The 26,586-nt window shown below is 63.7% G+C and carries 28 protein-coding genes and 2 tRNA genes; 16 read left to right on the top strand and 14 right to left on the bottom strand.

Annotated features, from left to right (window positions below; all coding sequences use genetic code 11):
- Window positions 1-49: 49 nt before the first annotated feature.
- Entirely contained in the window at window positions 50-607 is a 558-nt protein-coding gene (locus LY254_RS06875; RefSeq protein WP_247476296.1) for a Ycf66 family protein, read from the bottom strand.
- A gap of 51 nt (window positions 608-658) precedes the next feature.
- On the opposite strand from LY254_RS06875, the gene LY254_RS06870 reads away from it, so the two are divergent.
- Window positions 659-740, top strand: a tRNA-Leu gene (locus LY254_RS06870).
- 47 nt (window positions 741-787) lie between these two features.
- The gene (gene crtR / locus LY254_RS06865; protein WP_247476295.1) at window positions 788-1,813 is read left to right on the top strand and encodes a beta-carotene hydroxylase; all 1,026 of its coding nucleotides are present in this window, start codon (window positions 788-790) and stop codon (window positions 1,811-1,813) included.
- 3 nt (window positions 1,814-1,816) lie between these two features.
- On the opposite strand, the gene gatC is transcribed toward crtR, so the two are convergent.
- The 3 genes from gatC to LY254_RS06850 are packed head-to-tail and all read right to left on the bottom strand — an operon-like array spanning window position 1,817 to window position 3,081.
- Complete coding sequence (gatC, locus tag LY254_RS06860) at window positions 1,817-2,110, bottom strand: Asp-tRNA(Asn)/Glu-tRNA(Gln) amidotransferase subunit GatC (RefSeq protein WP_010314539.1); 294 nt, start codon at window positions 2,108-2,110, stop codon at window positions 1,817-1,819.
- Window positions 2,111-2,119: 9 nt separating this feature from the next.
- The gene (locus LY254_RS06855) at window positions 2,120-2,896 is read right to left on the bottom strand and encodes a creatininase family protein (RefSeq protein ID WP_247476293.1); all 777 of its coding nucleotides are present in this window, start codon (window positions 2,894-2,896) and stop codon (window positions 2,120-2,122) included.
- A 47-nt stretch (window positions 2,897-2,943) separates the two neighbouring features.
- Window positions 2,944-3,081 (bottom strand): hypothetical protein, encoded by a 138-nt coding sequence (locus LY254_RS06850; RefSeq protein ID WP_247476292.1) that lies wholly within the window; start codon window positions 3,079-3,081, stop codon window positions 2,944-2,946.
- A gap of 95 nt (window positions 3,082-3,176) precedes the next feature.
- Here LY254_RS06850 and LY254_RS06845 point away from each other — a divergent pair, with 95 nt between their 5' ends.
- Both LY254_RS06845 and LY254_RS06840 read left to right on the top strand, forming a co-directional pair.
- On the top strand, window positions 3,177-3,803 hold the full coding sequence (locus LY254_RS06845; protein WP_247476291.1) for a DNA-3-methyladenine glycosylase: 627 nt from the start codon (window positions 3,177-3,179) through the stop codon (window positions 3,801-3,803).
- Between the two features lie 26 nt (window positions 3,804-3,829).
- Window positions 3,830-4,831: an aspartate carbamoyltransferase catalytic subunit gene (locus tag LY254_RS06840; RefSeq protein WP_247476290.1), complete on the top strand. Its 1,002-nt coding sequence runs from the start codon at window positions 3,830-3,832 to the stop codon at window positions 4,829-4,831.
- Between the two features lies 1 nt (window position 4,832).
- On the opposite strand, the gene LY254_RS06835 is transcribed toward LY254_RS06840, so the two are convergent.
- The 4 genes from LY254_RS06835 to LY254_RS06820 form a co-directional block, all read right to left on the bottom strand.
- Entirely contained in the window at window positions 4,833-5,075 is a 243-nt protein-coding gene (locus LY254_RS06835) for a DUF565 domain-containing protein (protein ID WP_010314550.1), read from the bottom strand.
- Between the two features lie 194 nt (window positions 5,076-5,269).
- Window positions 5,270-5,470, bottom strand: a complete 201-nt coding sequence (locus LY254_RS06830; protein WP_010314552.1) for a hypothetical protein — start codon at window positions 5,468-5,470, stop codon at window positions 5,270-5,272.
- A 103-nt stretch (window positions 5,471-5,573) separates the two neighbouring features.
- Window positions 5,574-5,735, bottom strand: coding sequence for a PCP reductase family protein (locus tag LY254_RS06825; protein ID WP_010314554.1), 162 nt, complete (start codon window positions 5,733-5,735; stop codon window positions 5,574-5,576).
- 32 nt (window positions 5,736-5,767) lie between these two features.
- A tRNA-Ala gene (locus LY254_RS06820) sits at window positions 5,768-5,840 on the bottom strand.
- A 54-nt stretch (window positions 5,841-5,894) separates the two neighbouring features.
- On the opposite strand from LY254_RS06820, the gene LY254_RS06815 reads away from it, so the two are divergent.
- Window positions 5,895-6,110: a DUF2555 domain-containing protein gene (locus tag LY254_RS06815; protein ID WP_010314555.1), complete on the top strand. Its 216-nt coding sequence runs from the start codon at window positions 5,895-5,897 to the stop codon at window positions 6,108-6,110.
- A complete protein-coding gene (coaBC, locus tag LY254_RS06810; protein ID WP_247476288.1) occupies window positions 6,100-7,353 on the top strand; it encodes a bifunctional phosphopantothenoylcysteine decarboxylase/phosphopantothenate--cysteine ligase CoaBC in 1,254 nt (417 codons plus the stop codon). The genes LY254_RS06815 and coaBC overlap by 11 nt, the downstream gene beginning before the upstream one ends.
- On the opposite strand, the gene LY254_RS06805 is transcribed toward coaBC, so the two are convergent.
- Window positions 7,336-7,674: a hypothetical protein gene (locus LY254_RS06805; RefSeq protein ID WP_010314559.1), complete on the bottom strand. Its 339-nt coding sequence runs from the start codon at window positions 7,672-7,674 to the stop codon at window positions 7,336-7,338. The genes coaBC and LY254_RS06805 overlap by 18 nt on opposite strands.
- Window positions 7,675-7,816: 142 nt before the next feature.
- Between LY254_RS06805 and LY254_RS06800 the strand changes: the two genes are divergently transcribed.
- From LY254_RS06800 to LY254_RS06780, 5 genes are all read left to right on the top strand, one after another.
- The gene (locus LY254_RS06800) at window positions 7,817-8,638 is read left to right on the top strand and encodes a photosystem II manganese-stabilizing polypeptide (RefSeq protein ID WP_010314562.1); all 822 of its coding nucleotides are present in this window, start codon (window positions 7,817-7,819) and stop codon (window positions 8,636-8,638) included.
- Window positions 8,639-8,750: 112 nt separating this feature from the next.
- Window positions 8,751-9,920, top strand: coding sequence for a sulfate adenylyltransferase (gene sat / locus LY254_RS06795; protein ID WP_247476287.1), 1,170 nt, complete (start codon window positions 8,751-8,753; stop codon window positions 9,918-9,920).
- Window positions 9,921-9,969: 49 nt separating this feature from the next.
- Window positions 9,970-11,814, top strand: a complete 1,845-nt coding sequence (gene ftsH3, locus LY254_RS06790) for an ATP-dependent zinc metalloprotease FtsH3 (protein ID WP_010314566.1) — start codon at window positions 9,970-9,972, stop codon at window positions 11,812-11,814.
- Window positions 11,789-12,487, top strand: a complete 699-nt coding sequence (locus tag LY254_RS06785; protein ID WP_247476285.1) for a bifunctional 4-hydroxy-2-oxoglutarate aldolase/2-dehydro-3-deoxy-phosphogluconate aldolase — start codon at window positions 11,789-11,791, stop codon at window positions 12,485-12,487. Before ftsH3 ends, LY254_RS06785 begins: the two co-directional genes overlap by 26 nt.
- Before the next feature lie 39 nt (window positions 12,488-12,526).
- Complete coding sequence (locus LY254_RS06780) at window positions 12,527-13,186, top strand: hypothetical protein (protein WP_247476284.1); 660 nt, start codon at window positions 12,527-12,529, stop codon at window positions 13,184-13,186.
- A gap of 7 nt (window positions 13,187-13,193) precedes the next feature.
- Here LY254_RS06780 and aroC read toward each other — a convergent pair whose 3' ends face one another.
- Window positions 13,194-14,282: a chorismate synthase gene (gene aroC / locus LY254_RS06775; RefSeq protein ID WP_010314571.1), complete on the bottom strand. Its 1,089-nt coding sequence runs from the start codon at window positions 14,280-14,282 to the stop codon at window positions 13,194-13,196.
- A gap of 59 nt (window positions 14,283-14,341) precedes the next feature.
- Between aroC and nth the strand changes: the two genes are divergently transcribed.
- Window positions 14,342-14,995 (top strand): endonuclease III, encoded by a 654-nt coding sequence (nth, locus tag LY254_RS06770; protein WP_247479781.1) that lies wholly within the window; start codon window positions 14,342-14,344, stop codon window positions 14,993-14,995.
- A gap of 82 nt (window positions 14,996-15,077) precedes the next feature.
- Here nth and psbA read toward each other — a convergent pair whose 3' ends face one another.
- Window positions 15,078-16,157, bottom strand: a complete 1,080-nt coding sequence (gene psbA, locus LY254_RS06765) for a photosystem II q(b) protein (protein WP_247476282.1) — start codon at window positions 16,155-16,157, stop codon at window positions 15,078-15,080.
- 189 nt (window positions 16,158-16,346) lie between these two features.
- Between psbA and cofG the strand changes: the two genes are divergently transcribed.
- Together cofG and LY254_RS06755 are read left to right on the top strand one after the other, a co-directional pair.
- Window positions 16,347-17,318: a 7,8-didemethyl-8-hydroxy-5-deazariboflavin synthase subunit CofG gene (gene cofG / locus LY254_RS06760; protein ID WP_247476281.1), complete on the top strand. Its 972-nt coding sequence runs from the start codon at window positions 16,347-16,349 to the stop codon at window positions 17,316-17,318.
- Between the two features lie 58 nt (window positions 17,319-17,376).
- Window positions 17,377-18,933: a photosystem II high light acclimation radical SAM protein gene (locus LY254_RS06755; protein ID WP_247476279.1), complete on the top strand. Its 1,557-nt coding sequence runs from the start codon at window positions 17,377-17,379 to the stop codon at window positions 18,931-18,933.
- Window position 18,934: 1 nt separating this feature from the next.
- On the opposite strand, the gene LY254_RS06750 is transcribed toward LY254_RS06755, so the two are convergent.
- From LY254_RS06750 to LY254_RS06740, 3 genes are read right to left on the bottom strand one after another with little or no spacing between them, the layout of a single operon-like run.
- Window positions 18,935-19,750, bottom strand: a complete 816-nt coding sequence (locus tag LY254_RS06750; protein ID WP_247476278.1) for a CPBP family intramembrane glutamic endopeptidase — start codon at window positions 19,748-19,750, stop codon at window positions 18,935-18,937.
- Window positions 19,750-20,070, bottom strand: coding sequence for an ATP-dependent Clp protease adapter ClpS (gene clpS / locus LY254_RS06745; RefSeq protein WP_247476277.1), 321 nt, complete (start codon window positions 20,068-20,070; stop codon window positions 19,750-19,752). Before clpS ends, LY254_RS06750 begins: the two co-directional genes overlap by 1 nt.
- A gap of 45 nt (window positions 20,071-20,115) precedes the next feature.
- The gene (locus tag LY254_RS06740) at window positions 20,116-21,366 is read right to left on the bottom strand and encodes an LL-diaminopimelate aminotransferase (protein ID WP_247476275.1); all 1,251 of its coding nucleotides are present in this window, start codon (window positions 21,364-21,366) and stop codon (window positions 20,116-20,118) included.
- A gap of 110 nt (window positions 21,367-21,476) precedes the next feature.
- Here LY254_RS06740 and LY254_RS06735 point away from each other — a divergent pair, with 110 nt between their 5' ends.
- Both LY254_RS06735 and LY254_RS06730 read left to right on the top strand, forming a co-directional pair.
- Window positions 21,477-24,140, top strand: coding sequence for a TIGR03960 family B12-binding radical SAM protein (locus tag LY254_RS06735; RefSeq protein WP_247476273.1), 2,664 nt, complete (start codon window positions 21,477-21,479; stop codon window positions 24,138-24,140).
- A 405-nt stretch (window positions 24,141-24,545) separates the two neighbouring features.
- Entirely contained in the window at window positions 24,546-26,585 is a 2,040-nt protein-coding gene (locus LY254_RS06730; RefSeq protein ID WP_247476271.1) for an Rne/Rng family ribonuclease, read from the top strand.
- Window position 26,586: the final 1 nt, after the last annotated feature.

The following is a 26,586-nucleotide window of genomic DNA, read 5'->3' as shown; positions in this document are numbered from 1 at the left end:
ACTCGGAAGCAGTGCTGGCGGTCACAGCGCTTGGGGCAGCAAGGGTCGATTATCCCGCTTGGGGGCTGGAGGCCTCGATCAGCTCCTCCACCTCATCAAAGGAAGCCACCACGGTGGGCTCAACAGTGGGTTCGATGGTGGGCTCAACAGCGGAAGGGGGTTCAGGAGCGTTCTCGGTTTCGGCGCGAACCCAGCGCTTGCTGCTCTTGCCCGGTTTGGGCCCGCCTTTGAAAGCGTTCAGGAGCGATCCACCCGTTTCGTTCAGGACCGACGCGGCCTGGGTGCTGCTGCTGAAGAGTTCTCTCAGGCTGGTTTGCCAGCGCTCGATGGACGCGATGCGCTGCTGTTCCTCGAGGCTGAGCATGCGCCAACGGCTTTGCAGGACCTCGCTGCCGAGGCGGGCAATGAGTAGGCCTCCGCAGAGCACGGCCAGCATCGGGGAGCCCGTCAGCCGGTCCGCGCTGGTGACCAGGGTCAGCCCCAGCAGCAGAACCACAGCCCCCCAGGCGGCATCGCGGGGGCGACTGAGCTCGGTGGCGAGCAGCGGCAGCAGCATCACCGTCAGGCCCACCAGCAGGGCAAGGGTTCCGCCAAGGGTGGCCAGCATCGGAATTGAGGCGTTGACCCCATTCTGGGCCGCTCTCTACAGTCGTCGCCTGCCCACCTGGCGGAATTGGTAGACGCGCTGGTTTTAGGTACCAGTGGCTTCGGTCGTGGGGGTTCAAGTCCCCCGGTGGGCATCCGTTCGAGAGGTCGGTTTTTCTAAGCTGGCCCTTATTCAGTAGGAATGACGCAAACCTTGGCCCCATCTGAGTTGCAAGAGCTTGGACGCCAAGAGGTGCGTGCTTCCGTCAGCGCAGTGCCTCGGGAATACCTCGATCCCCCGGCGCCCTGGAACCCAACGGTGGGTCTGTTCCTCGGGGGATATGCCCTTGCGGCGTTGAGCATCGCGGGCTGGTTCCTCTGGGGTTGGCCCCTGCCTGTGCTTCTGGCCACGGGTTTTCTCGCCCTGCATCTCGAAGGCACGGTCATTCACGACGCTTGCCACAACGCGGCGCACCCCAGTCGCTTCTGGAATGCCTTCATGGGGCATGGGGCCGCAATGCTGTTGGGCTTCAGCTTTCCTGTCTTCACCCGGGTGCACTTGCAGCACCACGCCCATGTGAATGATCCGAAGAATGATCCGGATCACATCGTCAGCACCTTCGGTCCGCTTTGGCTGATTGCGCCCCGTTTTTTCTATCACGAGTACTTCTTTTTCCAGCGCAAGCTTTGGCGCGGACATGAGCTTCTTGAGTGGGGGATTGCCCGGGGAATCTTCTTCGCGATTGTGCTAGCTGGGATCAAATATGGCTTCATTGATTTCATCTTCAATGTCTGGTTCGCGCCAGCCCTGATGGTCGGGGTGACCCTGGGCTTGTTCTTTGATTACCTCCCCCACCGCCCCTTCTCGTCCCGCAACCGTTGGCACAACGCCAGGGTCTATCCGGGGCGTTTAATGAATTGGCTGATCATGGGTCAGAACTATCACTTGGTTCATCACCTATGGCCTTCAATTCCCTGGTTTGAGTATCGGCCGGCTTATCACGCCACCAAGCCAATCCTGGATGCCAAGGGCTCGCCTCAGCGCCTCGGTTTGTTTGAAACCAAGAGCGATTTAACGAACTTCCTCTACGACATCGTTCTGGGCGTGCGCAGTCACCGCCGCCGCCGCAGCAAACTTCGTCCGATTGCAGGACTGCTGCCGTCCTTCAGGGCAAGGCGCCACGTGGTGGCTCTGCTCCACCGCACGGCTGTCTCGCCCAGGCGCTGAGATTCACTCAGCCAGGATTTTGGGAACCCTGAAGAAGTCGCCTTCGCGCAGAGGTGCTTCGTTGAGCAGTTGCTCCCGCACGTCGGTCGCAACAACGGTGTCTTCGCGCGTCACGTTGACCACTTCGACAGCCCGGGTGGTGGCGGGAACGCCATCGGTATCGACGGCCTGCAGGTGGTCGACGTAATCGAGAATCCGCTCGAGCTGACCGGTGTAGGTCGCGATCTTGTCTTCGGGCAGATCCAGGCGAGCCAGCTTGGCCACCTTGCGGACGTCGTCGGCACTGATGTTGCTCATGGGGTGAACCTAGCTGGCCGACTCGCTTAAAAAGCGCTCCAGATCAGCCACCAGCCCCGTCGCGGCCACGTCCAAAAAGCGGCGGCCGTCCTCTGCAGTGGCCAAGGAGGGATGGGAGCCCATGCGGCCATCGGGGTGGCGGCGGCGGAAGTCCTCGGGGCTGTGAATTGGTCCGGCGGGTGCTGGGTCGGGCAACGGTTGTTGCTTGCTCTCCAGGCTGGGCTCGAGCGCCAGGGTGATGGCTATTTCACTGGGGGTGGCGTGGTGGCCTTCCTTGTCCCCGTAGAGCTCTCTGGCCAGGCCCATGGCCTCTGAGGTCATAAACCAGTTGGCCAGCTTGCAGCGCAGTCGAGCGGCATTGGGCAGTCCGCGGGCGACAGCGGTGCCGTAGGCCTGGGCAAAGGCTGCCTTGCAGGTGGCGATGTTTCCGCCATGGCCATTGATCACGTAGATCCGCTCAAACCCGTGGCGGGCCAAGGAGAGGATCAGGTCATGCAGCACCGCCAGCAGGGTGGAGGGCTGCAGGCTCATGGTCCCAGCAAAGCCCAGATGGTGCTCCGCCATACCGAAGGCCTGGGCCGGGGTGACCAGCACTCCTAGGCGCCGTCCGACCTCCAGGGCCACGGCTTCGGCGGTGAGGGCGTCGGTGCCGATGGCTCCGGTGGGTCCGTGCTGCTCGGTGGAGCCCAGGGGAATGATCACCCCTTTGTTCTGGGTCAGATAGGCCTCTACTTCAGGCCAGCTCCGCAGCTGCAGTCGGATGTCTTCGGTGCAGTGAGCAGTCACGGGGGTGAGGCGTGAGATCGCTTCAGTATCCCTAGATCTCGGCCGCGTCAGTGTGCGGTGCCGTTGCCGTCGTACTTGTCCGTGTCGTAGTAGCCGCCCTTGGTTCCGAAGAACAAGGTGGCCAAGACAAATAGCCCGCTGCCGCCAATCAAGACCGTCGCCAGGGTGAATCCTTCGGTGTGCATCGCCGGGGCTGAGCCGATGGGCTGATTCTGGCGTCCGCGGCTTTCGCGCGCAGCGCAGGGTCGGTTAACTGTGACCTGCCTGCCTGGAGGCGGCGATGCCGAAGCACCCCCCAGCGCTCCCCCAAGCCTTCTTCGCCCGCCCCGCCGAGCTGGTCGCCCCCGACCTCATCGGTTGCCTGCTGGTGAAATGCCAAGAGCACGGCAGCTTGCTTTGGGGTGTGGTGGTGGAAACCGAGGCGTATTCCCAGGACGACCCCGCATGCCACGGCTTCCGCCGCCGCTCCCCAAGCAACGAAACGCTCTTCGGTGAGCCAGGGCGTTTTTACGTCTATGTGAGCTATGGCATTCACCACTGCGTGAATGTGGTGACCCACAGGGCTGACTGGGCCAACGGCGTTCTGCTGCGTGCCCTAGCGATGCCGGGGGAGCCGGAGCGGATTGCCGCGGGTCCGGCCCTGCTGGCTCGTCGCTTTGGCCTGGACCGCAGCCATGACTGCTGCCCCAGCAGCCCTGCGCAGGGGCTTTGGCTGGCCCCTCGGTTGCCAGAGCTCAGTCACGCGGAGTTGGTTCAAACCACCCGCATCGGCATCAGTCAGGGGCAGGACTGGCCTTGGCGCTGGTACCTCCGCAGCAGCCGCAGCATCAGTCGACGTGCCAAGGGAGATCGCAGTCCGCCCTTGGCTGAGGCCTGGGACGTGGCCTCTTGCGTCGCGGGCTTCTAGCCTGCTGTTGACGCTTGCCTCAGACCTTGAGCGACTGGACCCACCGCCATGTGCTGGATCTGGCGGCCTTCTCGCTTGAGGACTACACCACTGTTTTAGAGCTGGCCCAGCGGTTTCGGGCGATGCCCACCAGTGGCGCCCGCAAGCTGCCAGCCCTGCAGGGCAAGCTCGTCACCACCCTGTTTTTTGAGCCCAGCACCCGCACCCGCAGCAGCTTCGAGCTGGCGGCCAAACGGTTGTCGGCGGATGTCCAGAGCTTCTCTCCCTCCTCCAGTTCCCTCAGCAAAGGGGAGAGCCTGCTCGACACGGTGCGCACCTATGTGGCCATGGGAGCTGACTTGCTGGTGGTGCGTCACCGCTGCACCGGGATTCCCGCCTCGTTGGCCCACGACCTTGACCTCAGCGGTGATCGCGTGGCGGTCTTAAACGGTGGAGACGGCCTGCACAGCCATCCCAGCCAGGGACTGCTGGACCTGTTCTCCCTGGCGCGTCAGTTCAACCCCGAGAGCCCAACGCCTGAAGCGCTGCGGGGCCGGCGGATTGTGATTGTCGGCGACATCCTCCATTCCCGTGTGGCCCGCTCCAATCTCTGGGCCCTGACCGCCTGCGGCGCCGAGGTGGTGCTCTGCGGGCCCGCCACCCTGCTGCCGCAGGCCTTTGAGCAGTTCGTGGACGCCCCGCCGCCAGGGCAGGCCAGCGACCCAGTCGCCAAACGGGGCCGCATCCGGATCGAGCGCGATCTCGATCAGGCCTTGGTCGGCGCCGATGCCGTGATGACCCTGCGCCTGCAGAAGGAGCGGATGAACCAAAACCTGCTCACCAGCCTGGAGAGTTACCACCGCCGTTTTGGCCTCACCCATGGGCGCCTGCAGGGCAAGATTCCTGTGCTTCATCCCGGTCCGGTCAACCGTGGGGTCGAGATGAGTGGTGCTCTGTTGGATGACCCGGCGCTCTGTCTGGTGGAGGAGCAGGTCACCAACGGCATCCCGATTCGGATGGCCCTGCTCTATCTCCTGGCCGCCGGCTAGCTCAGAGCAGCTTGAAGCCTTCCAGCAGCAGGCCATAGCAAAACCCCACCCGGCTCATGTCCAAGAGCTGTAGACCCAAACGGTTGCTGGTGTTCCGCAGCAGTGGGCCCCTCAGGCGAATCGCGGCTTCGATTGCCAAGACGCAGAGCAGGGCAGCTGGGGGATCCAGAAAGGAGCGCGCCCCGGTGAGGGTGGCGATGGCATTCCCCAGGAAGAAGGTGCTCAGCAGCACGATCAGCAGCACCGAGAGCCGTCGCCAGGGATTGCTCGCCCAGCGCTCTAGGCGCGGCCAGGCTCCACCCAGGTTGCGCTGCAGCCTGGTGCGCTGAGGTGGGGGCGTCAGGGTCAGGGGAGTCGGTGCGGGCGGGTTGCCTTGAGGTTTACCGCAGGGGCATTAAAAAAGCCCGGGGATACCCGGGCTGAGTGGATCAGCTGACTTCAGCTGTCGGCATCTTTGGCTTTGCGGCTGCCCTTGCCTTCCAGCAGTTCCAGCAGTGCCTCCATCTGGGCCATCACGCCCCGCACCTCGCCGGCTTCAGGCAGGAGACCGTCTTCCATCACGCCTTGATGCATCTCGCGCAGTTCTTGGCGGATGTAACGCAGGTGGCTCACCACTTGCTCGCGCTTCGACTGCGACATGAGCGGGAAAGGTCTCGAAAGCTAAACCCTTTTACCCCATCGCCCTTTAGCAGAGACTTGGCCGCAGCCAGCCCGTCAAACCCCACAAGGGTGGATCGCGGCCCTATTTCTGGCCGAACTTGGCCTTGGCGTCCTCGAAAAAGGCTTCGTCGATCACATCCAGTCCAGCCTCGTTGGCCATCCCTTCAATCCGTTTGCGGGCGGCTGGGCGCACAAAAAAAGGGATCTCCTTGAGCTTGGCCTCTGCTTCTGGTTTCCAGTTCATGGCCAGATCCGCACAGGGACTTCAAGGGTGGATGGAGAATAGGGGACTCGAACCCCTGACCTCTGCGGTGCGATCGCAGCGCTCTACCAGCTGAGCTAATTCCCCTAAAGACCAGGAAGAATCCTTGTCCTGGCCAGAACTTATCAGTCTTCAACGGCCATGACCGCTTCCCCTTCCATCACCCCTGAGTTGATCGCTGCCCAGACCGAGGCCTCGATGGAGGAACTGGGGCGACGTTTGGATCAGGACGACTACCCCAGTCCGTTTGCGGCCTTGAACGATTGGCACCTGCTCCGTGCCATCGCCATTCACCGTCCGGAGTTGGCGCGGCCCTACGTGCACCTGGTGGATCAAGAGCCTTTCGATGAGGACTGAGTCCTTGGCTGATCCCCTCAAGGGGCGTCGCGTTCTGGTCGGGATCAGCGGCAGCATCGCCGCGGTCAAGCTCCCGCTGGTGGTCAGTGCTTTGGCCAAGCGCGGCGCCGAGGTGCGTTGTGTCCTGACCCCCAGCGCTGCGCAACTGGTCAGTCCGGTGGCCCTGGCCAGCCTCAGCCGTCAGCGCTGCTATCTGGACGCCGACCAGTGGAGTCACACCGCCGCCCGCCCGCTGCATGTGGAGTTGGCCGAGTGGGCAGAGCTGGTGCTGCTGGCCCCGTTGTCGGCCACCAGCCTGGGCCGCTGGGTCTACGGGCTGGGCGACACCCTCCTGGCCTCTCTGCTGCTGGCCACGGAAGCGCCAGTCCTGGCGGCTGCGGCGATGAATACAGCCATGTGGTCTTCACCGGGGGTCAGCCGCAATTGGCAAAACCTCCAGGACTTCGAGCGGGTCTTGCCCTTGGGGCCCGGCGCTGGACTGCTGGCCTGTGATCGCGAAGGGGCTGGGCGGATGGCCGAGCCTGAATCCCTGCTGCTGGCGCTGGAGTCGCTGGCGCTCTGGGGTTGGCAGCGCGATTGGCAGGGACGCCGGCTGCTGGTGAGTGCTGGCCCCACCCGCGAGTGGTTTGATCCGGCCCGTTGCATCACGAATCCCAGCAGCGGTCGCATGGGGGTCCTGCTTGCCCAGGCCGCTCGTCTGCGCGGGGCTGAGGTGGATCTGGTGCATGGGCCCCTCCAGCTCGAGCCGGCTTGGCTCGAGGGCCTGCACTGCCATCCGATTGAGACCGGAGCGGAGCTGCAGGCGTCCCTCGAGGCGCTTCAGCCCAAGGCCGATGCGATTGCGATGGCCGCGGCTGTTGCGGACCACCGCCCGAAGCAACGCTTCAGCCACAAACCCGACAAGCAGGACCTAGCGCTGGCGATGGAGGCGGGTTGGGAGCCCATCCCGGATGTTCTGCGGGGACTGGTCGAGCGCCGTCCGGCTGGGCAAGGGATCCTCGGCTTCGCGGCCCACACTGGAGACGTGCTGCCTCAGGCCCAGGCCAAGTGGGCTCGCAAGGGATGCGATCTGCTCTTCGCGAACCCGATTGATCGGCCGGGAGCAGGATTTGGTGACCTGACCAATGAGGGCTGGATCCTTGGCCCTGGTGAGGCGGTTCAGCGGGTTGAACCGATGGGCAAGCTCGCCTTGGCGCATCGGCTGCTGACCGCTCTGGCGGCCTGTTCAGGCGGCCATGGCTGAATCGTCGTCGTTCTGAAGCAGATCCATAAAGGTGCGGAGCTGCAGGCGGGGGATGTAGGGCCAGCCGCCGCTTTTCTCCATGCCCTTCAGCAGGTTGAAGAGCTCGCCGCGATCAGAAGGGAGGCTGGAGCGGAAGGCACCGTCCTGAATCGTGCGGTGCAGCTCCTCGAGCCGGCGCAGCAGCAGGAGAAGGGCCTGTGCTTCACCATCCACCTCGGCGGCCAGCTCTTCGAGGCTCTCCAGCTCTGAGCTCAGGCGGGCTTCCCAGTCGCCTCGGACCAGGCTCTCGTCGATCTGTGTGGTGGTGCTCGCGTCGCTCATAAAGGAATTCAATCGGCCGCTCTCGCATACAGGTTGTTGAGAGCCGCGACATGGTACGCGGAATGGGCGTTTTGCACCGGTAGTATCCCGATCGGGCGTACCCCAATCCCTGAGGTTTTCCCCGCCAGACCGGTTTCTCCCCATGCGTTTCCGTCCTTTGCTGGCCGTCGTGCTGGCCCTTTGTTTGACCCTCGTGACCGCTTGCAGTGGCGGCGCGAAGGCTATTGATCGGGCTGATCTGACCTACGACGACATCCACAACACCGGTCTGGCCAACGACTGCCCGACCCTTCCTGACTCCGCCCGCGGGTCCATCCCCCTCGACAGCAACACCAAGTACCAGCTGCGCGAGGTCTGCATGCACCCCGCTGAGGTGTACGTGAAGGGCGAGCCCGCCAACAAGCGTCAGGAGGCCCAGTTCGTGGCCACCAAGATCCTGACCCGTTTCACCACCAGCCTCGATCAGGTCTACGGCGATCTGGCCGTGACCGGTAACGGCATCAACTTCAAGGAGCTCGGCGGCATCGACTTCCAGATCGTCACCGTGCTGCTGCCCGGTGGTGAGGAAGTGCCTTTCACCTTCTCCTCCAAGGAGCTCGACGCCACCGCTGATGGCGCCGCCATCAGCACCAGCACCGACCTCAACGGTGCTTATCGCGTTCCCAGCTACCGCACTTCCAACTTCCTCGATCCCAAGGGTCGTGCACTGACCACCGGTGTTCAGTACGCCCAAGGTCTGATTGCTCTGAACGGTCAGGACGATGAGCTGGCCCGTGAGAACAGCAAGCGCTACATCGACGGCACCGGTGAGATGAACCTCTCCATCACCAAGGTGGATGCTTCCACCGGTGAGTTCGCAGGCGTCTTCACCGCTGTTCAGCCCTCTGACACCGACATGGGCAGCCATGACCCTGTCGACGTCAAGATCGTTGGTCAGCTCTACGGCCGCCTCGAGAAGGCCTGATCCCCTTCCCGGTCTCAGAACCTTTGATTAGGGGGCTCTTCGGAGCCCCCTTTTTCATGGTTTCCCGAGTGCTCTGGGAGAATCGCCGGCATTGGATCCATCCCTCGCCGCCATGACCTCCGCAGCTGCAGCAACCCGTTCGGGTTTGATCGCTCCCCACGGCGGCACCCTTGTGGACCTGCGGGTGCCTGCCGATCAGCGTGATGCGCTCAAGGCCGGCGTGGATCACGTGGTCGAGTGCTCCGATCGCAATGCCTGCGACGTCGAGCTGCTGATGGTGGGTGGCTTCTCGCCGCTGCGCGGCTTCATGCACCAGGACGACTATCTCTCGGTGGTGGAGAAGAACCGCACCACCAGCGGCCTTCTCTTTGGCCTGCCGATCGTGATGGATACCGATCGCGATGACATCGCCGTCGGCCAAAAGCTGCTGCTGACCTATCGCGGTCAAGAGCTGGCGGTGATGACGGTCGAGAGCAAGTGGGAGCCGGACAAGGCTCGTGAAGCCGTCGGCTGCTACGGCACCTCCTCCCTGGAGCACCCTGCCGTGAAGATGATCGCCACCGAGCGCGGTCGCTTCTACCTGGGTGGCTCGATTCAAGGCCTGGAGCTGCCTGAGCGTGTCTTCCCCTGCAAAACCCCGGCTGAGGTGCGCGCCAACCTGCCTGAGGGCCAGGACGTCGTGGCCTTCCAGTGCCGTAACCCGATCCACCGCGCCCACTACGAGCTCTTCACCCGGGCTCTTGATGCCACCAACGTGAGCGATCAGGGCGTGGTCCTGGTGCACCCCACCTGCGGACCGACCCAGGACGACGACATCCCCGGTGCTGTTCGCTTCCAGACCTATGAGCGCCTGGCGGCTGAGGTGAACAACCCCCGCATCCGTTGGGCCTACCTCCCCTACTCGATGCACATGGCTGGGCCCCGGGAGGCGCTGCAGCACATGATCATCCGCAAGAACTACGGCTGCACCCACTTCATCATTGGCCGCGACATGGCTGGCTGTAAGTCCTCCATCAGCGGTGAGGACTTCTATGGCCCGTATCAGGCCCAGGACTTCGCCCGTGAGAACGCTCCTGAACTGGGCATGGAGACTGTGCCGTCCTTGAACCTCGTCTACACCGAGGAAGAGGGCTATGTGACGGCCGAGCACGCCGATGCCCGCGGTCTGCACATCCGCAAGCTCAGCGGCACCCAGTTCCGCCAGATGCTGCGGGGCGGTGAGGAAATCCCCGAATGGTTCGCCTTCAAGAGCGTTGTCGAGGTTCTGCGTTCAGCAGCCTGAGTCCGGTTAACATTCCTTAATCACTGTCCTCGAACAAGCGGAGAAGCAAGTGAAGAAGCGCTGGCGCAATGCGGGGCTTTACGTCCTCCTAGCCGTAGTGGTGATCGCCGTGGGTACGGCCTTCCTGGATCGTCCTGATCCCGCCAATGCGCCGCGCACCCTCCGCTACAGCGACTTCGTGGAAGCCGTTGAAGCCAACGAGGTCTCCCGGGTGCTGATCGCTCCCGATCGGGGCACGGCCCAGGTGGTGGAGAACGACGGCCAGCGCGCCGTGGTCAACCTCGCTCCTGACAAGGACCTGCTGAAGCTCCTGGAAGGTCACAAGGTCGATATCGCCGTTGAGCCCTCCCGTCAGCCCCAGGCTTGGCAGCAGGCCATTGGTTCCCTGATTTTCCCCCTGCTGCTGCTGGGTGGCCTGTTCTTCCTGCTGCGCCGCGCCCAGGGCGGTGGCGGCAACCCCGCGATGAACTTCGGCAAGAGCAAGGCCCGGGTTCAGATGGAGCCCGAGACCCAGGTCACCTTTGGTGATGTGGCCGGCATTGAAGGCGCCAAGCTCGAGTTGACCGAGGTCGTCGACTTCCTCAAGAACCCCGACCGCTTTACCGCCGTCGGCGCGAAGATCCCCAAAGGTGTCCTGCTTGTGGGTCCTCCCGGTACCGGTAAGACCCTTCTGGCGAAGGCCGTTGCCGGCGAGGCCGGTGTCCCCTTCTTCTCGATCTCCGGTTCGGAGTTCGTCGAGATGTTCGTTGGTGTGGGCGCCAGCCGCGTCCGTGACCTGTTTGAGCAGGCCAAGAAGAACGCCCCTTGCATCGTCTTCATCGACGAGATCGACGCTGTCGGTCGTCAACGCGGCGCTGGTCTCGGCGGTGGCAATGACGAGCGTGAACAAACCCTCAACCAGCTCCTGACGGAGATGGATGGCTTTGAGGGCAACACCGGCATCATCATCGTCGCGGCAACCAACCGCCCTGACGTTCTGGACGCAGCACTGATGCGTCCCGGTCGTTTCGATCGCCAGGTGGTCGTCGATCGCCCGGACTACGCCGGTCGTCTGCAGATCCTTGGGGTCCATGCCCGCGGCAAGACCCTGTCTAAGGACGTTGATCTCGACAAGATCGCCCGCCGGACCCCTGGCTACACCGGCGCCGATCTCGCCAACCTCCTCAACGAAGCCGCGATCCTGGCGGCTCGCCGTCAGCTCACCGAAGTCTCCATGGACGAGGTGAATGATGCGATTGAGCGGGTCATGGCTGGTCCTGAGAAGAAGGACCGGGTGATGAGCGAGAAGCGCAAGCGCCTTGTGGCCTATCACGAGGCGGGTCACGCCTTGGTTGGCGCCCTGATGCCCGACTACGACCCGGTGCAGAAGATCTCGATCATTCCCCGCGGTAACGCTGGTGGTCTGACCTTCTTCACCCCCAGTGAAGAGCGCATGGAGTCCGGTCTGTACTCCCGCGCCTATCTCCAGAACCAGATGGCTGTTGCCCTGGGTGGCCGGGTTGCCGAAGAGATCGTCTATGGCGAAGACGAAGTCACCACCGGCGCCTCCAACGACCTCCAGCAGGTGGCTCGGGTGGCCCGTCAGATGGTCACGCGCTTTGGCATGAGCGATCGCCTTGGTCCTGTGGCCCTGGGTCGCAGCCAGGGCGGCATGTTCCTCGGCCGTGACATCGCAGCTGAGCGTGACTTCTCGGAAGACACTGCCGCTGCGATCGATGAAGAGGTCAGCTTGCTGGTGGCAGAGGCCTACAAGCGGGCGATCGCCGTTCTCAATGGAAACCGCAGCGTTCTTGATGAGCTCGCTGAGATGCTCGTTGAGCGCGAGACGGTGGATGCTGAGGATCTGCAGGAGCTGTTGATCCGCAGCGATGTCCGAGTTGCTGAATACGTCTGAGGTCCTCGCCTCAGATCCCTCTGGGCTTCTCAGGGGATTGCACCGCCAGCCTGTGCTGGCGGTGCTTCGTGTTTCTGAGCTTCAGCAGGCCCAGCACCAACTGAACCTCCTTGTTGAAGCAGGTCTGCGCCATGTCGAGCTGGCGGTTGCTCTCACTCCCGCCTGGGTTGAGTTGGCGATGGAGCTGCGCCAGTCTTTTCCGTCACTGCGCCTGGGTGCTGCGTCGGTGCGATGCCTGAAAGGATTGGCGGCGGCTCAATCCGCCGGTTTGGACTATGTCGTCTCGCCCATCCTTGAGCCTGAGCTTTTGGCGAAAGCGCAACAGGCCAGGATCACCTTGATTCCTGGTGTCTACACCCCGTCGGAAGTGGCACGGGCCCAGGCCTTGGGTGCGCCCGCAGTGAAGCTTTTCCCGGCCAGCAGTCTGGGTGCGAGCTATTGGAACTCGCTTGCAGGACCCCTGTCGCCATTGCCCTATTGCATTGCGGCAGGAGGGTTGTCAGCCCTGGATGCACGTCTCTGGTTGGAGTCCGGAGTCGATGCGGTGGCCTTGGGAGGGAGCTTGTTTGAGACGTCTCAAGGCCCACAGCAACCCCTGCAATTGCGGCCAGGGTTGACGGCGCTGCTGGCATGGCTCGAGCAGCGCGCCAATGGCGACTTGTTGTCAGGTTGAGTCCAGAGTGTTACTCATGGGATAGACGTCTTTCGACCTATGTCTCAACTCACCATCAAGTTGAGCGATAAAGCTGATGCTCTGATCGCTCAGCTCCAAAAGGAGATTTTCAATCGCCGCCGCAAGAAGGTCTCTGCAGCTGGGGTCGTCGAGACCCTGGTTGAAAGCGGAGCTAAGTCGCAATCCGACAAGCGTTTCGCGACCTCTTGGAAAAACCTCATTTCCGACATTGAGAAAGCGGCCAAGCTCGCCAATGCCCATGGCGCCAAGCCCGCGAACCTCTCGGATGCGGAATGGGCTCTGATCCTGAGCCACCGCAGCCGCAGCACCATCAGTAAAGCGGCGCCCAAGAAAGCCGCCCCCAAGAAGACCGCTGCCAAAAAGGCATCGGCAACCACCACCAAGCGCGCTGCCGCCAAGGCCAAGCCTGCGGCGAAAGCCACAGCGGTGAAGAAAGCAGCTCCGAAGAAAGCTGCGAGCACTGCCGCGAAGGCCAAGCCTGCCGCTGCTGCGAAATCCAAGGTTGCGCCCAAGGCCAAGCCGGTCGCTAAAAAAGCAGCACGCAACCCGGTGAAGAAGACCGGGGCCACCCGCGGTGGCTCAGTGGCGAAGCGTATGGCGAAGGCCGTCGGCCGTTTGGGTTCCGCACCCTCGACCAACGGCAACAACGGCGCTGCTCAGCTGACCAGCCTGCGTTGATCCGCTCTCACCAGAGGCTGCACTGACCCTGCTGCCGCAGCAGGTGATCAGCCAGCACAAGGGCGACCATCGCCTCCACCATCGGTACGGCCCTGGGCAACACGCAGGGGTCGTGCCGACCTTTTGCTTCCAGGGTCGTGGCCTCACCCCGGGCATTGATCGTTTGTTGGGCCTTGCGGATCGTGGCCGTTGGCTTGAAGGCCACACGGATCACGATCGCCTCGCCGTTGCTGATCCCCCCCTGAATTCCGCCAGAGTTGTTGGTGGCGGTGTGCAGGCTGCCATCTCCAGTGGGCAAGAACGCATCGTTGTGTTCGCTGCCCTTGAGCAAGGTTCCGGCAAATCCGGAGCCGATCTCAAAGCCTTTGGTGGCCGGTAGGGACATCACCGCCTTGGCCAGATCGGCCTCAAGCTTGTCGAAGACGGGCATGCCCAAGCCGGCGGGTACGCCGCGAACCACACACTCGATCACGCCACCGCAGGAGTCCCCTTCCCGCCCGATGGCTTCGATCCGCTCGATCATCCGCTCCGCAACAGCGGCATTGGGGCAGCGCACGATGTTGCTTTCGACGGCCTCAAGGGTCACCGCTGCTGGATCGATCTCGGCCTCGATGTCATGAATGCGTTTGACCCAGGCCACCACTTCTGTGCCGTGGGCTTTGCTCAGCAGCTGCTTGGCGATGGCCCCAGCGGCGACCCGACCGATCGTCTCCCGCGCTGAGGCGCGCCCGCCACCACTACGGGCCTGGATGCCGTATTTCGCTTGGTAGGTGGCATCGGCGTGGGAGGGGCGGAAGGCCACCTCCATCTCCTTGTAGTCCTGGGGACGCTGGTCTTTGTTGCGCACCACCATTGCGATCGGGGTGCCGAGGGTGACCCCATCGAGCAGACCACTGAGGACTTCCACCCGATCGTCTTCTTTGCGGGGGGTTGTGATCTTGCTTTGGCCTGGTTTGCGTCGATCCAGCTCGGCTTGGATCGCCTCGAGGTCGAGTTCCAGTCGCGGCGGACAACCCTCCACAATCACGCCAACCCCGCCGCCGTGGGATTCGCCGAAGGTGCTGATGCGGAAGAGATCGCCGAAGCTGCTTCCCATGGGCTGAGTGCGCTGGTGCGAGCCTACAAACTGGGCTTTGGTTGCAGCAGCGTTCGGTCTTGAGGAAGCAGGAGCGCGCGGCGCTGATCATGCAGCGCCTTGAGGAGCATTACCCCGAGACGCCGATCCCGTTGGACCACAGCGATCCCTTCACCCTGTTGATCGCGGTCCTACTCAGTGCCCAGTGCACGGATAAGAAGGTCAACGAGGTGACGCCAGCCCTCTTTGCCGCTGGAGCAACACCCCAGGCCATGGCGGCGCTGCCTGAGTCCGAAATCCTGGACTACATCCGGCAGCTGGGCTTGGCGAAAACCAAGGCTCGCAATGTCAAGCGTCTCGCGGAGCTCCTGCTGGAGCGCCATGGGGGTGAGGTCCCCGCCAGTTTTTCAGCCCTCGAGGCGCTGCCGGGGGTGGGCCATAAGACCGCCAGTGTGGTGATGGCTCAAGCCTTCGGGGTCCCGGCTTTTCCCGTGGACACCCACATCCACCGCTTGGCTCAGCGCTGGGGCTTGAGCAGTGGCGTCAGCGTGGCTCGCACTGAAACGGATCTCAAGCGGCTGTTCCCCAAGGACGCCTGGAACAAGCTTCACCTGCAGATCATTTTTTATGGCAGGGAGTTCTGCACGGCTCGTGGTTGTGATGGGCGGGTCTGTCCCCTCTGTCAGGAGCTCTATCCCAACCGCCGCAGGCCTGTGACCTGGACCAAGGCCTAGCGCCCCCCCCAACAAAAAGCCCCCTCTTGCGAGGGGGCTTCTGGTTCAACCGAGATTGAACCTTTTGGTTTGAGGATCAACCTCAGCCGATGGCGGGTGCGGTCAGAGCCACGGGGGTGGACTCAGCTGCAGCCAGGTCGAGGGGGAAGTTGTGAGCGTTGCGCTCGTGCATCACTTCCATACCGAGGTTGGCGCGGTTCAGCACGTCAGCCCAGGTGTTCAGCACACGACCCTGGGAATCCAGGATCGACTGGTTGAAGTTGAAGCCGTTCAGGTTGAAGGCCATGGTGCTGACGCCCAGGGCGGTGAACCAGATGCCAACGACGGGCCAGGCAGCCAGGAAGAAGTGAAGGCTGCGGCTGTTGTTGAAGGAGGCGTATTGGAAGATCAGGCGACCGAAGTAACCGTGGGCAGCCACGATGTTGTAGGTCTCTTCCTCTTGGCCGAACTTGTAGCCGTAGTTCTGGGACTCGCTCTCGGTGGTTTCACGCACCAGGGAGGAGGTCACCAGGGAGCCGTGCATGGCGGAGAACAGGGAACCACCGAAGACACCAGCCACACCAAGCATGTGGAAGGGGTGCATCAGGATGTTGTGCTCAGCCTGGAACACCAGCATGTAGTTGAAGGTGCCGGAGATGCCGAGGGGCATGGCGTCCGAGAAGGAGCCCTGACCGAAGGGATACACCAGGAACACAGCGGAAGCAGCAGCCACGGGTGCGCTGTAAGCAACGCAGATCCAGGGGCGCATGCCGAGGCGGTAGGAGAGTTCCCACTCACGACCCATGTAGGCGTAGATGCCGATGAGGAAGTGGAAAACAACCAGCTGGAAAGGACCACCGTTGTACAGCCACTCGTCGAGGCTGGCGGCTTCCCAGATGGGATAGAAGTGCAGGCCGATGGCGTTGCTGGAGGGGATAACAGCACCAGAGATGATGTTGTTTCCGTAGATCAGGGAGCCAGCAACAGGCTCACGGATGCCGTCGATGTCGACGGGGGGTGCTGCGATGAACGCAACGATGAAGCAGATGGTGGCGGCCAGCAGGCAGGGAATCATCAGAACGCCGAACCAACCCACATAGAGGCGGTTGTCGGTGCTGGTGACCCACTCGCAGAACTGGTTCCACGCAGAAGCGCCTTGGCGCTGCTGGAGGGTGGTCGTCATGAGTACGGGAAAGAAGTGCCGGGCGCGAACGCTTGGCGGTTAGGGAAGGACAGGTCGGTAACCCGCCCTGCCATACCCAATGTAACGGATGTTTGCGCGACATTGCGACGCGTTAACGCCTTCTCAGGCTTTCCGGCCCCCAAGTCCTGCTAATCGGTGGCATCAGTCCCGCTTGTCGCTGCGCGTTCCGTGCCTGCTGAGGCCGTCGTCACCTGGAGTCCCAGCGTCACGTTGGTTCCGACCCGCGGCTGCTTCAACCGCTGCGGCTACTGCAGTTTTCGCGTCTCCCCAGCACTGGCTGTACCACTCACGGCTGAGGAGGCCCTGCTGCAGCTGCGTGAGCGTCCCGCCGCTGCTGAGGTGTTGCTGTTGAGCGGTGAAGAGGCGCCTGGATCAGCGGGCCGCGCTGCCTGGTTCAGCCGTCTGCTGCAGCTCAGCCAGCTCGCCCTGGATCAGGGCCGGCTTCCCCACACGAATGCGGGTCCCCTGAGCTGTCAGGAAATGGCGCGCCTTGGCCGGAGCAATCCCTCGATGGGCTTGATGTTGGAGGGGCTCGGTCCTGCCTATGAGCCCCTGCATGCCCGCGCCCCCAGCAAGCGTCTGGAGGTTCGCCTGGCTCAACTCGAGCAGGCAGGACGCTTGGGTATCCCTTTCACCACGGGGCTGCTGTTGGGCGTGGGCGAAAGCCGCGCTGATCGCATCAGGGCCTTGGAGCTGCTGCGGGATCTCCAGTTGCGCTGGGGGCACCTGCAGGAAGTGATCCTTCAGCCCTGGCGACCCGATGGTGATTCAGCGGTTGTTCTGAGCGAATCCGAGCAAGGGGATCTCCTGGAGTTGATCGCCGATGCCCGGTCCCTCTTGCCGCAGGAGGTGCACCTGCAGACGCCACCCAATCTCTGGCCTTTGGCGTCCCTGCCCTCTGCCTTGGCTGCTGGCATCGATGACCTCGGCGGGATCGATCTGGAGGACGTGATTAATCCCGCCTATCCCCAACCGGCGATCAGCCAGCTGCGCGCGGTGCTTGAGGCCTCTGGCTGGCAACTCAAACCGCGCACCTGCACGCATCAGCACTGGTGGCGTCGATTGCCGCCTGCTCTGCGGGAGAGGGTCGAGCGGATCGACGAAACCCTCCAACAACGTTGGACAACAGCTGCTTGTTAGCGTCCAACTTCGCCATGGGCGTCGCAGCTTGAGACCACTACCGCCAGCTGATCAGCGGGTGTTGCTCGTGCGGCTCCCCTGCAATCCGATTTTCCCGATTGGCCCGGTGTATCTGGCCGATCATCTGCACAAACAATTCCCCGGACTGGCCCAGCAGATCCTTGATCTGGCTGCTGTCCCCCTGCTGGATGTCGAGGCGGTGCTGCTGGAGCGGATCGAGAGCTTCCGGCCCACCGTTCTGGTCTTTTCCTGGCGGGACATTCAGATCTATGCCCCGGTGGATGGTCGCGGGGGCAACCCTCTGCAGAACTCCTTTGAGGTCTTCTACGCCCTGAATCCCGTTCGCCGTCTGCGCGGTGCCTTTGGCGGGTTGCGTTTGATGGCCTCCTTTTACGGGGAGCTCTGGCGCAATTTGCGCTTGGTCCGCCGTGGCCTGAAGCGCGCGCGCCGTCATCACCCAGAGGCCCAGGCGGTCTTGGGCGGAGGCGCGGTCAGCGTCTTCTACGAACAGCTCGGCAAACGGCTACCCCGGGGCACCGTGGTCTCCGTTGGCGAAGGAGAGCCCTTGCTCGAGAAGCTCCTGCGTGGGGAGTCCCTCGAGGGCGAGCGCTGTTTTCTGGCGGGTGAAGCGCCTCGGCCCGGTCTGATTCATGAGCAGCCCTCCGGCATGGAGAAGACGGCCTGCGACTACGACTACATCGCCTCGATTTGGCCCCAGCTGGATTGGTATCTCGATGGGGGCGACTTCTACGTCGGCGTTCAGACCAAGCGGGGCTGCCCCCACAACTGCTGCTACTGCGTCTACACGGTGGTGGAGGGCAAGGCCGTCCGGGTCAATCCCGTCGAGGAGGTCATCGCCGAGATGCATCAGCTCTATCGGCGTGGGGTGCGCGGCTTCTGGTTCACCGATGCGCAATTCATCCCGGCGCGCCGCTACATCGACGATGCCAAGGAGCTTCTGCGGGCGGTAAAGGCCCAGGGCTGGACGGACATCCGCTGGGCGGCCTACATCCGAGCCGACAACCTCGACGCCGAGCTGGCCCAGCTGATGGTCGACACCGGCATGGACTACTTCGAGATCGGCATTACCTCGGGGTCCCAGGAGCTCGTGCGCAAGATGCGGATGGGCTACAACCTCCGCACCGTGCTTGAGAACTGTCGCCTCTTGGCCGAGGCTGGCTTCAAGGAGCACGTCTCGGTGAACTACTCCTTCAACGTCATCGACGAGCGTCCGGAGACGATTCGTCAGACCGTTGCCTACCACCGCGAGCTGGAGCGCATTTTTGGTGCCGACAAGGTTGAGCCCGCGATCTTTTTCATTGGCTTGCAACCCCACACGCACCTGGAGCAGTACGGCTTTGATCAGGGCCTGATCAAGCCGGGCTACAACCCGATGAGCATGCTTCCCTGGACGGCGCGGCAACTCCTCTGGAACCCCGAACCGATGGGCAGCACCTTTGGGCGCATTTGCCTGGAGGCGTTTGAGCGCAATCCCGCCGACTTTGGTCGCACGGTGATTGATCTCTTGGAGCGTGATTACGGCACGGCTCCACTGGAGGAGGCGTTGCGCGCTCCGGTCGAGGGGCGAAAGGCCTTGGCAACGGCGACCCGTTAGATCAGCGCCACCAGCGACGGCGCACCACGATCAACCCCGCCAGTCCGGCCCAACCCAGCAGGCCTCCGATCGGGTTGGGATTGGCGCCACCTGGACCCAGCAGCCAAACGGGTGCGGTTGCCGGCAGGCTGATCAGTCCGGCCTGAAGCGCAAACCAGCCCCCGACTAAGCCGCCGTGTAGGCCAATGGATCCCCAGAGTGCCCCTTGATCGGCGCGTCTTTGCAGCGCTAAGGCGAGGCCCAGTAGCACCAGTCCCACCAACAGGGCGATGGCTTCGATGGGGGGCAGCTGGTACCAGGGATGCACCAGGGCAAAGAACGCGGCCTGGAGCCCGATGGCCCGTTGCCGGCCCCCCAGCAGCTCCAATTCGCCCCAGAGCCAACCACGAAAGAGCAACTCCTCGGCGAATCCCACCCCGAGCAGCAGGGCGATGGCGTTGAGCACTTGGCCGGCCGTGAGTTGTCCCTGCCATTGGCTCTGGCCGCTGAGCAGCAGGACCACCACCACACCGAACAGCAGCCCAGCGGCCTTGAGCAGCCCGCGAAGGAAGGCGCGAAGGCCCGCGGTGGGACGCACCACAACCCCGAGCTGTTGCCAGGGATGGTCGACACCCCAGCTGCGGCGCAAGCGCCAAGGCAGGGTCAGTAGCAGTAGCAGCAGCGAAACCACCACCCCAGCCAGGTCCACCTGGTCAGGGCGCCATTGGGGGAAGACCAGCGCCAGCGGCCGCGAGCTGAGCCAACCCAATCCGTAGAGGACCGGGACGTAGAGCAGCGTCCCCCACCAGTGCAACGTTGATCTGGTGGGGGACTGCATCAGTCTTCGGGCTCGATCGTGCTGGAGAGACCCTTGGCCTTCAGGGTTTCGCTGTAGAACTCCGCCGGCTCGATATCGCAGACGATCACCAGGCCCACGCCGGTGTTGTGGGCCTCCATCATCACGGCGATGGCGTCCTGCTCACTCAGGGAGGGCACCACCTGCCGCAGGGTGGTCACCACGTATTCCATGGTGTTCACCGGGTCGTTGTGGAGCAGCACCTTGTAGCGGGGCGAGGGTTTGCGCACCCGCTCCGGCGCTTTTTCCATCACAGCGGCGCCGCCGCTCTCGCGGCCAGGCGCCTGAGTTGATCGGATCATCCTGATCAGCTCCGGTATGACGAGGTAGGGACTTTAGTCAGCGCCTCAGGCCGCAGCGGCAGCAGGGGCGAGGGCGGCCTTGATCCGGCGCATGGCTTCGTTGACGTTCTCGCGGCTGTTGAAGGCCGAAAGACGGAAATAGCCTTCGCCCGCGGCACCAAAACCACTGCCGGGGGTGCCGACCACGTTGGCTTGGCTCAAGAGCAGATCGAAGAAGCCCCAGGAGTCCACGCCGGCCGGGGTCTTGATCCAGACATAGGGAGCCTGCTCGCCGCCGTAGACCGTCAGGCCTGCATCGCTGAGTTCGCGGCGAATGATCGCGGCGTTCTCCATGTAGAAGCTGATCAGCCCTTTGACCTGGGCTTGGCCGTCCGCGGAATAGACCGCTTCGGCGCCGCGTTGAACGATGTAGCTGACACCGTTGAACTTGGTGCACTGGCGGCGGTTCCAGAGGCCCCAGAGTTCCACCTTCTCGCCATTGGCGGCCGTGCCCATTAGGCCACGGGGCACCACGGTCAGGGCGCAGCGGGTGCCGGTGAAACCGGCGTTCTTGGAGAAGGAGCGGAACTCGATGGCGCAGTCCCGGGCCCCCTCGATCTCGTAGATGGAGTGAGGCAGCGAGGGGTCCTGGATGAAGGCCTCATAGGCCGCGTCAAACAGGATCAGGGCATCGTTGGCGCGGGCGTAGTCCACCCAGGCCTTGAGCTGCTCCTTCGTTGCCACCGCCCCCGTGGGGTTATTGGGGAAGCAGAGGTAGATCAGATCCACCTTCTCGCTGGGGATCTGGGCGCTGAAGCCGTTGTCGGCGCTGATGGGCAGGTAGGTCAGGCCGCCGTACTGGCCCGCGTCATCGGCATCGCCCGTGCGGCCCGCCATGACGTTGCTGTCGACGTACACCGGGTAGACGGGATCGGTGACGGCAATGCGGTTGCCGGTGCCCAGGATGTCGAGGATGTTCGAGCTATCGCACTTCGAGCCGTCAGAGACAAAGATCTCCTCGGCGCTGATCTCGCAGCCGCGGGCCTGGAAATCATGGGTAGCGATCTTCTCGCGCAGCCAGGCGTAGCCCTGCTCGGGGCCGTAGCCATGGAAGCCCTCCCGGGTTCCCATCTCGTCGATGGCCGCCTTCATGGCATCGCGGCAGGCCTGGGGCAGGGGCTCGGTGACATCGCCAATGCCCAGGCGAATGATCGGAGCGTTGGGGTTCGCTTCGCTGAAAGCTTTGACGCGACGTGCGATTTCAGGGAAGAGGTAGCCCGCTTTGAGCTTGAGGTAGTTGCCGTTGACCTGGGCCATCTCAGCGAAGGGTCGCGCGGACCCGGTTGTACTGGCCGGATTGTCCTATGCGGAGGGGGCTCCCCTGGGGTGCCTCTGCATACGATCGAGTCAGTGCAGGGCCTGCTGTTGTGACCGCCGTTTTCGATGCACCGGTGGATTTCGACGCCCTGGTGGATCGCAGCATCGCCAAGCCAGGCCGGTATCTCGGCAACGAGTTGGGGGTGCAGGAGCGGGACTGGGATCAGGTCTGGCCGGCCGCCGACGTGCGCTGGGCCCTGACTTATCCCGAGATCTACGAGGTCGGCTCGAGCAACACCGGCCACATCATTCTCTATTCGATCCTCAACAGCGTTCCGGGTCAGCTGTGTGACCGCAGTTACCTGCCGGGCCCGGATCTCGCCCAGCGTTTGCGTGAGCGGGGGCAGCCCCTCTTCGCGGTGGAAAGCCGCCGGCCGCTGCCCGCCTTCGACATTCTCGGCTTCTCGCTGAGTTACGAACTCGGCGCCACCAACATCCTGGCGATGTTGGAGTTGGCCCAGGTCCCTGTGCGGGCGGCCGATCGCGGTGATCTCCCCCTGGGCGATCCAGAGGCCCCGCCGTTGATTTTTGCCGGCGGCCCCACCGCCACCAGTAACCCCGAGCCCTTCGCCGCCTTTTTCGATTTCATTGTCCTGGGGGACGGCGAGGAGGTCCTCCCCGAGCTCGGCCTAGTGGTCGCGGAGGCCAAGGCTGCGGGCCTCAGTCGCCGCGCGCTGCTGTTGGATCTGGCCCAGGTGCCAGGGGTCTATGTCCCCTCCCTCTATGGACCTGGCCCCGACGGGGTGAGCCAGCAGCCGCTGCATCCCGGGGTCCCCAAGCGGGTGATGCGCCGCACCGCGACGCCCATGCCCCACTACGCCATGGGTTTGGTGCCCCATATCGAGACGGTTCACGACCGCCTCACCGTGGAGATTCGCCGCGGCTGTACGCGGGGCTGCCGCTTCTGCCAGCCAGGGATGCTCACCCGTCCTGCCCGGGACGTGGAACCACAGGCCGTGGTGGAGGCCATCGAAACAGGCATGGAGCGCACGGGCTATTCCGATTTCTCCTTGCTCTCCCTGAGCTGCTCGGACTACCTGGCCCTGCCGGCGGTGGGGGTGGAGCTGCGCAACCGCCTCGCCGATAAGAACGTCACCTTGACCCTGCCCAGTCAGCGGGTCGACCGCTTCGACGAGAACATCGCCCACATCCTGGGCGGGACCCGCAAGGCGGGCTTGACCTTTGCGCCCGAGGCCGGCACCCAGCGCCTGCGGGACATCGTCAACAAGGGCCTGACCGACGCCGAGCTGCTGCGGGGGATCCGCACCGCGATGGAGAGCGGCTATCGCAAGGTCAAGCTCTATTTCATGATCGGCCTGCCGGGGGAGACCGATTCCGACGTCCTGGGCATTGCGGAGACCTGCCGCTCCTTGCAACAGCAGTGCCGTGATCTGGGGCGGTTGGAGCTCAACCTCACCATCAGCAATTTCACCCCCAAGCCCCACACCCCCTTCCAGTGGCACAGCGTCAGCACGGCTGAATTTGTTCGCCGGCAGCAGCTCTTGCGGGAGGCCCTGCGCCAACTGCGCGGGCTGAAGACGAATTTCACCGATGTGCGCCTCTCGGCGATGGAGGACTTTGTCGGGCGGGGGGACCGGCGCCTCGCGCCCGTGATTGAGGCGGCCTGGCGCGCCGGGGCCGGGTTGGATGCCTGGTTTGAAGCGGCGGATCGCACCTATCAGGCCTGGACCGATGCGATTGAGGCGGCCGATCTGGGCGGGCGCTACCGCGAGCTTGAGATGGGGGAGTGGAGTTCCGCTGAGGGCATGGACCCCAGTGATCTGGCGGCCTTCTGCGCTCAGCCCCTGCCCTGGGACCACATTGATTCAGGGGTCGAGAAAACCTGGCTGGCCGAGGACCTGCGCAATGCCCTGGCTGCTGCGGTGGTGCCGGACTGCTCCTTTGAGGGCTGCAGCAGCTGCGGTGTCTGTGGCCCCGAGTTGGGGCACAACGTGGTGGTGGCCCCTCCGCAGATTCCTGAGCCGAGCCCCCAGCGGCCTCCCGCCAGTGAGCGTGTGCAGCGCCTGCGCTTCCGCTTTGCCAAAACAGGGTCCTTGGCCCTGCTGAGTCACCTGGATTTGGTGCGCCTGATGGAGCGGGCCCTACGCCGTTCGCGTTTGCCGGCGAGCTTCACCGGGGGCTTCCATCCCCTGCCTCGGGTGCAATTTGCCTTGGCTCTCCCCCTGGGCGCCGAGGCCGATGGGGAATGGATGGATATCGAGTTCACGGCCACGCTCGATCCTGAGCACGCCCGCCAGCAGTTGCAACGCCAACTTCCCCCTGGGTTTGCGCTGCTGGAGGTCTACCCCGTGGAGGTCTTCGGCTCAAGCTTGTCCCAGGAGCTCTCGGGTGCGACCTGGGCTGTGCAGTGGCGCGTCGAGCAGGGCCATGCCATGGCTGCTCCCGAGGTGTGGGACGAGGCGGTCTCCCAACTGCTGGCTCAGGAGTCCTGGATTTGGGAGGACACCGATAAGAAAGGTCGAGCGAGGCAGCGGGATTTGCGGCCCTATCTCCAGCAGGTTGAACGGCGTCCCCGCTCGGCTGAGGACCCGGATCTTCAGGAGCTCCAGTACAGCGCGGTGGTCGATCCTGCAGGCCGCAGTTTGAAGCCGGAACAGCTGCAGCAGTGGTTCTCAACCAGCTTGGCTTTGCCGCTGGCCATGGTCGGTTTGCGGCGGCGTTCGTTACTGCTGCAAAGCCCTTCTGGCTCTTGAAATCAACCGTGCTAGCTTGCGTTCAGGACGGCAGATGATTGACCGAAGTCGGTTGATTGATCTCTCCCTCGCCCGGCCAGCCGATGTTGGCTAAGAGCGATCGGAACTTCCTCAGCAGCTTTCACGAGTTTCCCTTCCTGAAAGTCGCTCCAGGCGGCGCTGTTCAGACGGGCACCAATTGGCACCCGCAACTCTTTCGTGTTCAGCCTCGATGGTTGAACGCCCCACCTTTCGCCGCAGCCTCAGCCTCGGCGTCGCGCTCTGAGCTTTTTTCACATCCCACGGGCAGGAGTCACCCGGCATCGGCGATGCCGCGATCAGATCTCTGTCTCAGGCCAACGCGCTGCGTTGGGTTCGTCATTTCTTATCCCCTCCTGCCCTGCGCAGGTCATCTCCTGACCTTCCATGCCCCAGCAGATCGTCATCGCCGAGCAACTGCGGATTGCCGCTGTTCTCACCGATGAGCGTGTTGACGAGCTTGTCGTCGCACAGGGTCGCTACCAAATCGGCGACGTGTATCTCGGGACGATCGAGAACGTCCTGCCCGGCATTGACGCGGCCTTCGTCAACATCGGAGAGGGCGAGAAGAACGGCTTTATTCATGTCACCGACCTCGGTCCCCTTCGCCTGAAGAAGGGCACCGTTGGCATCACGGAATTGCTCGAGCCCCGCCAGAAGGTGCTGGTTCAGGTGATGAAGGAGCCCACGGGCACCAAAGGGCCCCGTCTGACCGGAAATCTCACCCTGCCGGGTCGTTTCTTGGTGCTGCAGCCCCACGGCCAAGGGGTCAATATTTCGCGCCGGATCACTGCTGAGAGTGAGCGCAATCGCCTCCGTGCCCTTGGCGTCCTGATCAAGCCCCCTGGGGCTGGTCTGCTGATCCGAACCGAAGCGGAGGGCATCAGCGAAGAGCAGCTCATTGACGATCTTGAGGCGCTGCTGCGCCAGTGGGAGGCCATTCAGACGGCCGCTGAGGCAGCGACGCCCCCGGTGCTGCTCAACCGGGATGACGACTTCATCCATCGCATCCTGCGCGATCACTACACCCCTGAGCTGGCGCGGATCGTGGTGGACGCGCCCGACGCGGTCGCCCGGGTCAACACCTTCTTGGGTAGTGACCATCAGCAGGTGCTGGTGGAGCATCACAGCGAGCCCACCGAAATCCTTGAGCACTACAAGGTCAATGCGGCGATTCGCGATGCCCTGAAGCCCCGGGTGGATCTGCCCTCGGGCGGTTACGTGATCATCGAGCCGACCGAGGCCCTGACCGTCATTGACGTCAACTCGGGTTCCTTCACCCGCTCGGCCAATGCCCGCGAGACGGTGCTCTGGACCAACTATGAGGCGGCGACAGAAATTGCGCGCCAACTGAAGCTGCGCAACATCGGTGGTGTCGTGATCATCGACTTCATCGATATGGAGTCCAGGCGCGATCAGCTCCAGCTACTGGAGCACTTCACCTCTGAGGTGCGCTCCGATTCGGCCCGTCCCCAGATCGCCCAGATCAGCGAACTGGGCCTGGTGGAACTCACCCGCAAGCGCCAGGGGCAGAACATTTATGAGCTGTTTGGCCGGGCCTGCCCCAGTTGCGGCGGTCTGGGTCATGTGGTGGTGCTGCCTGGACAGGACACCCTCCAGCCCCTGGCCAGCGTCTCCGGCTTGGTTCGCTCGGCCGCCTCGGCCCGTGCTGAAGCCTCAACCCCGGCGGCACTGGAGAGCGGTAGTGGTGGCCGCCGCCGCGGACGTGGTCGCGGTGGCCGCGGCTCCGAGGGCGAGGTGGTGGCGGCCTACGAGGACAGCGCCTCGCTGGCCACCGGCCAGGCTGAGAGTTCTGCTGCCGCCAGCTCGGAAGGCCATAACCGCCGGCCTGAGCCTGAATTGGTCGCTGTGCCGATGGAGCCTGAGCAGGAGTTGGTCTACGGCTGGTTGGGTCTGAACCCAGCCCTGCTCTTGGATCCCGCCCCCAATCCCGACAACCTGTTGGTGCGGGTGGTGCGTCCAGGTCAAGACGCCGAGGCGGTCCTCGAGGAGGCCCGTCAGCAGTTGGCCGCCGCCGGTCCCCGCCGCCGCCGCCGCGGTCGCGGCGGAAGTACTGCCAACAGCAACGGCCATGGCGCGACACCCGCTCCGGTGGCTGTCGCCCAGGCCGAACCCACGGGTGTGGCGATCACACCCCTGCCGACGGTCTCGATTACAGAAGTGGCGATCACTGAGGCCCCACTGCCGGCGGTGGCGATCGTTGATTCCGCGGCTTCACCCGCTCCCGCAGACGAGGCTCCGGCCCGCGCTGGCCGCACTCGGACGCGCACCCGCAGCAGTGCGGTTGCGGTCACCGAAGAGGCCCCTGTTGCTGCAGCCTCGGTGGTTGCTGTTCCTGTTGTGGAGGAGGTCGACGACAACGGTGAGCCCCGCCGTCGCCGCCGCCGTTCCTCGGCGAGCGACTGAG

Origin of the sequence: Synechococcus sp. NB0720_010 (genome assembly GCF_023078835.1) — a bacterium.
Classification (GTDB): domain Bacteria; phylum Cyanobacteriota; class Cyanobacteriia; order PCC-6307; family Cyanobiaceae; genus Vulcanococcus.
The sequence above is the reverse complement of the archived record's forward strand: the minus strand, read 5'-3'. Positions and strand labels throughout refer to the sequence as shown.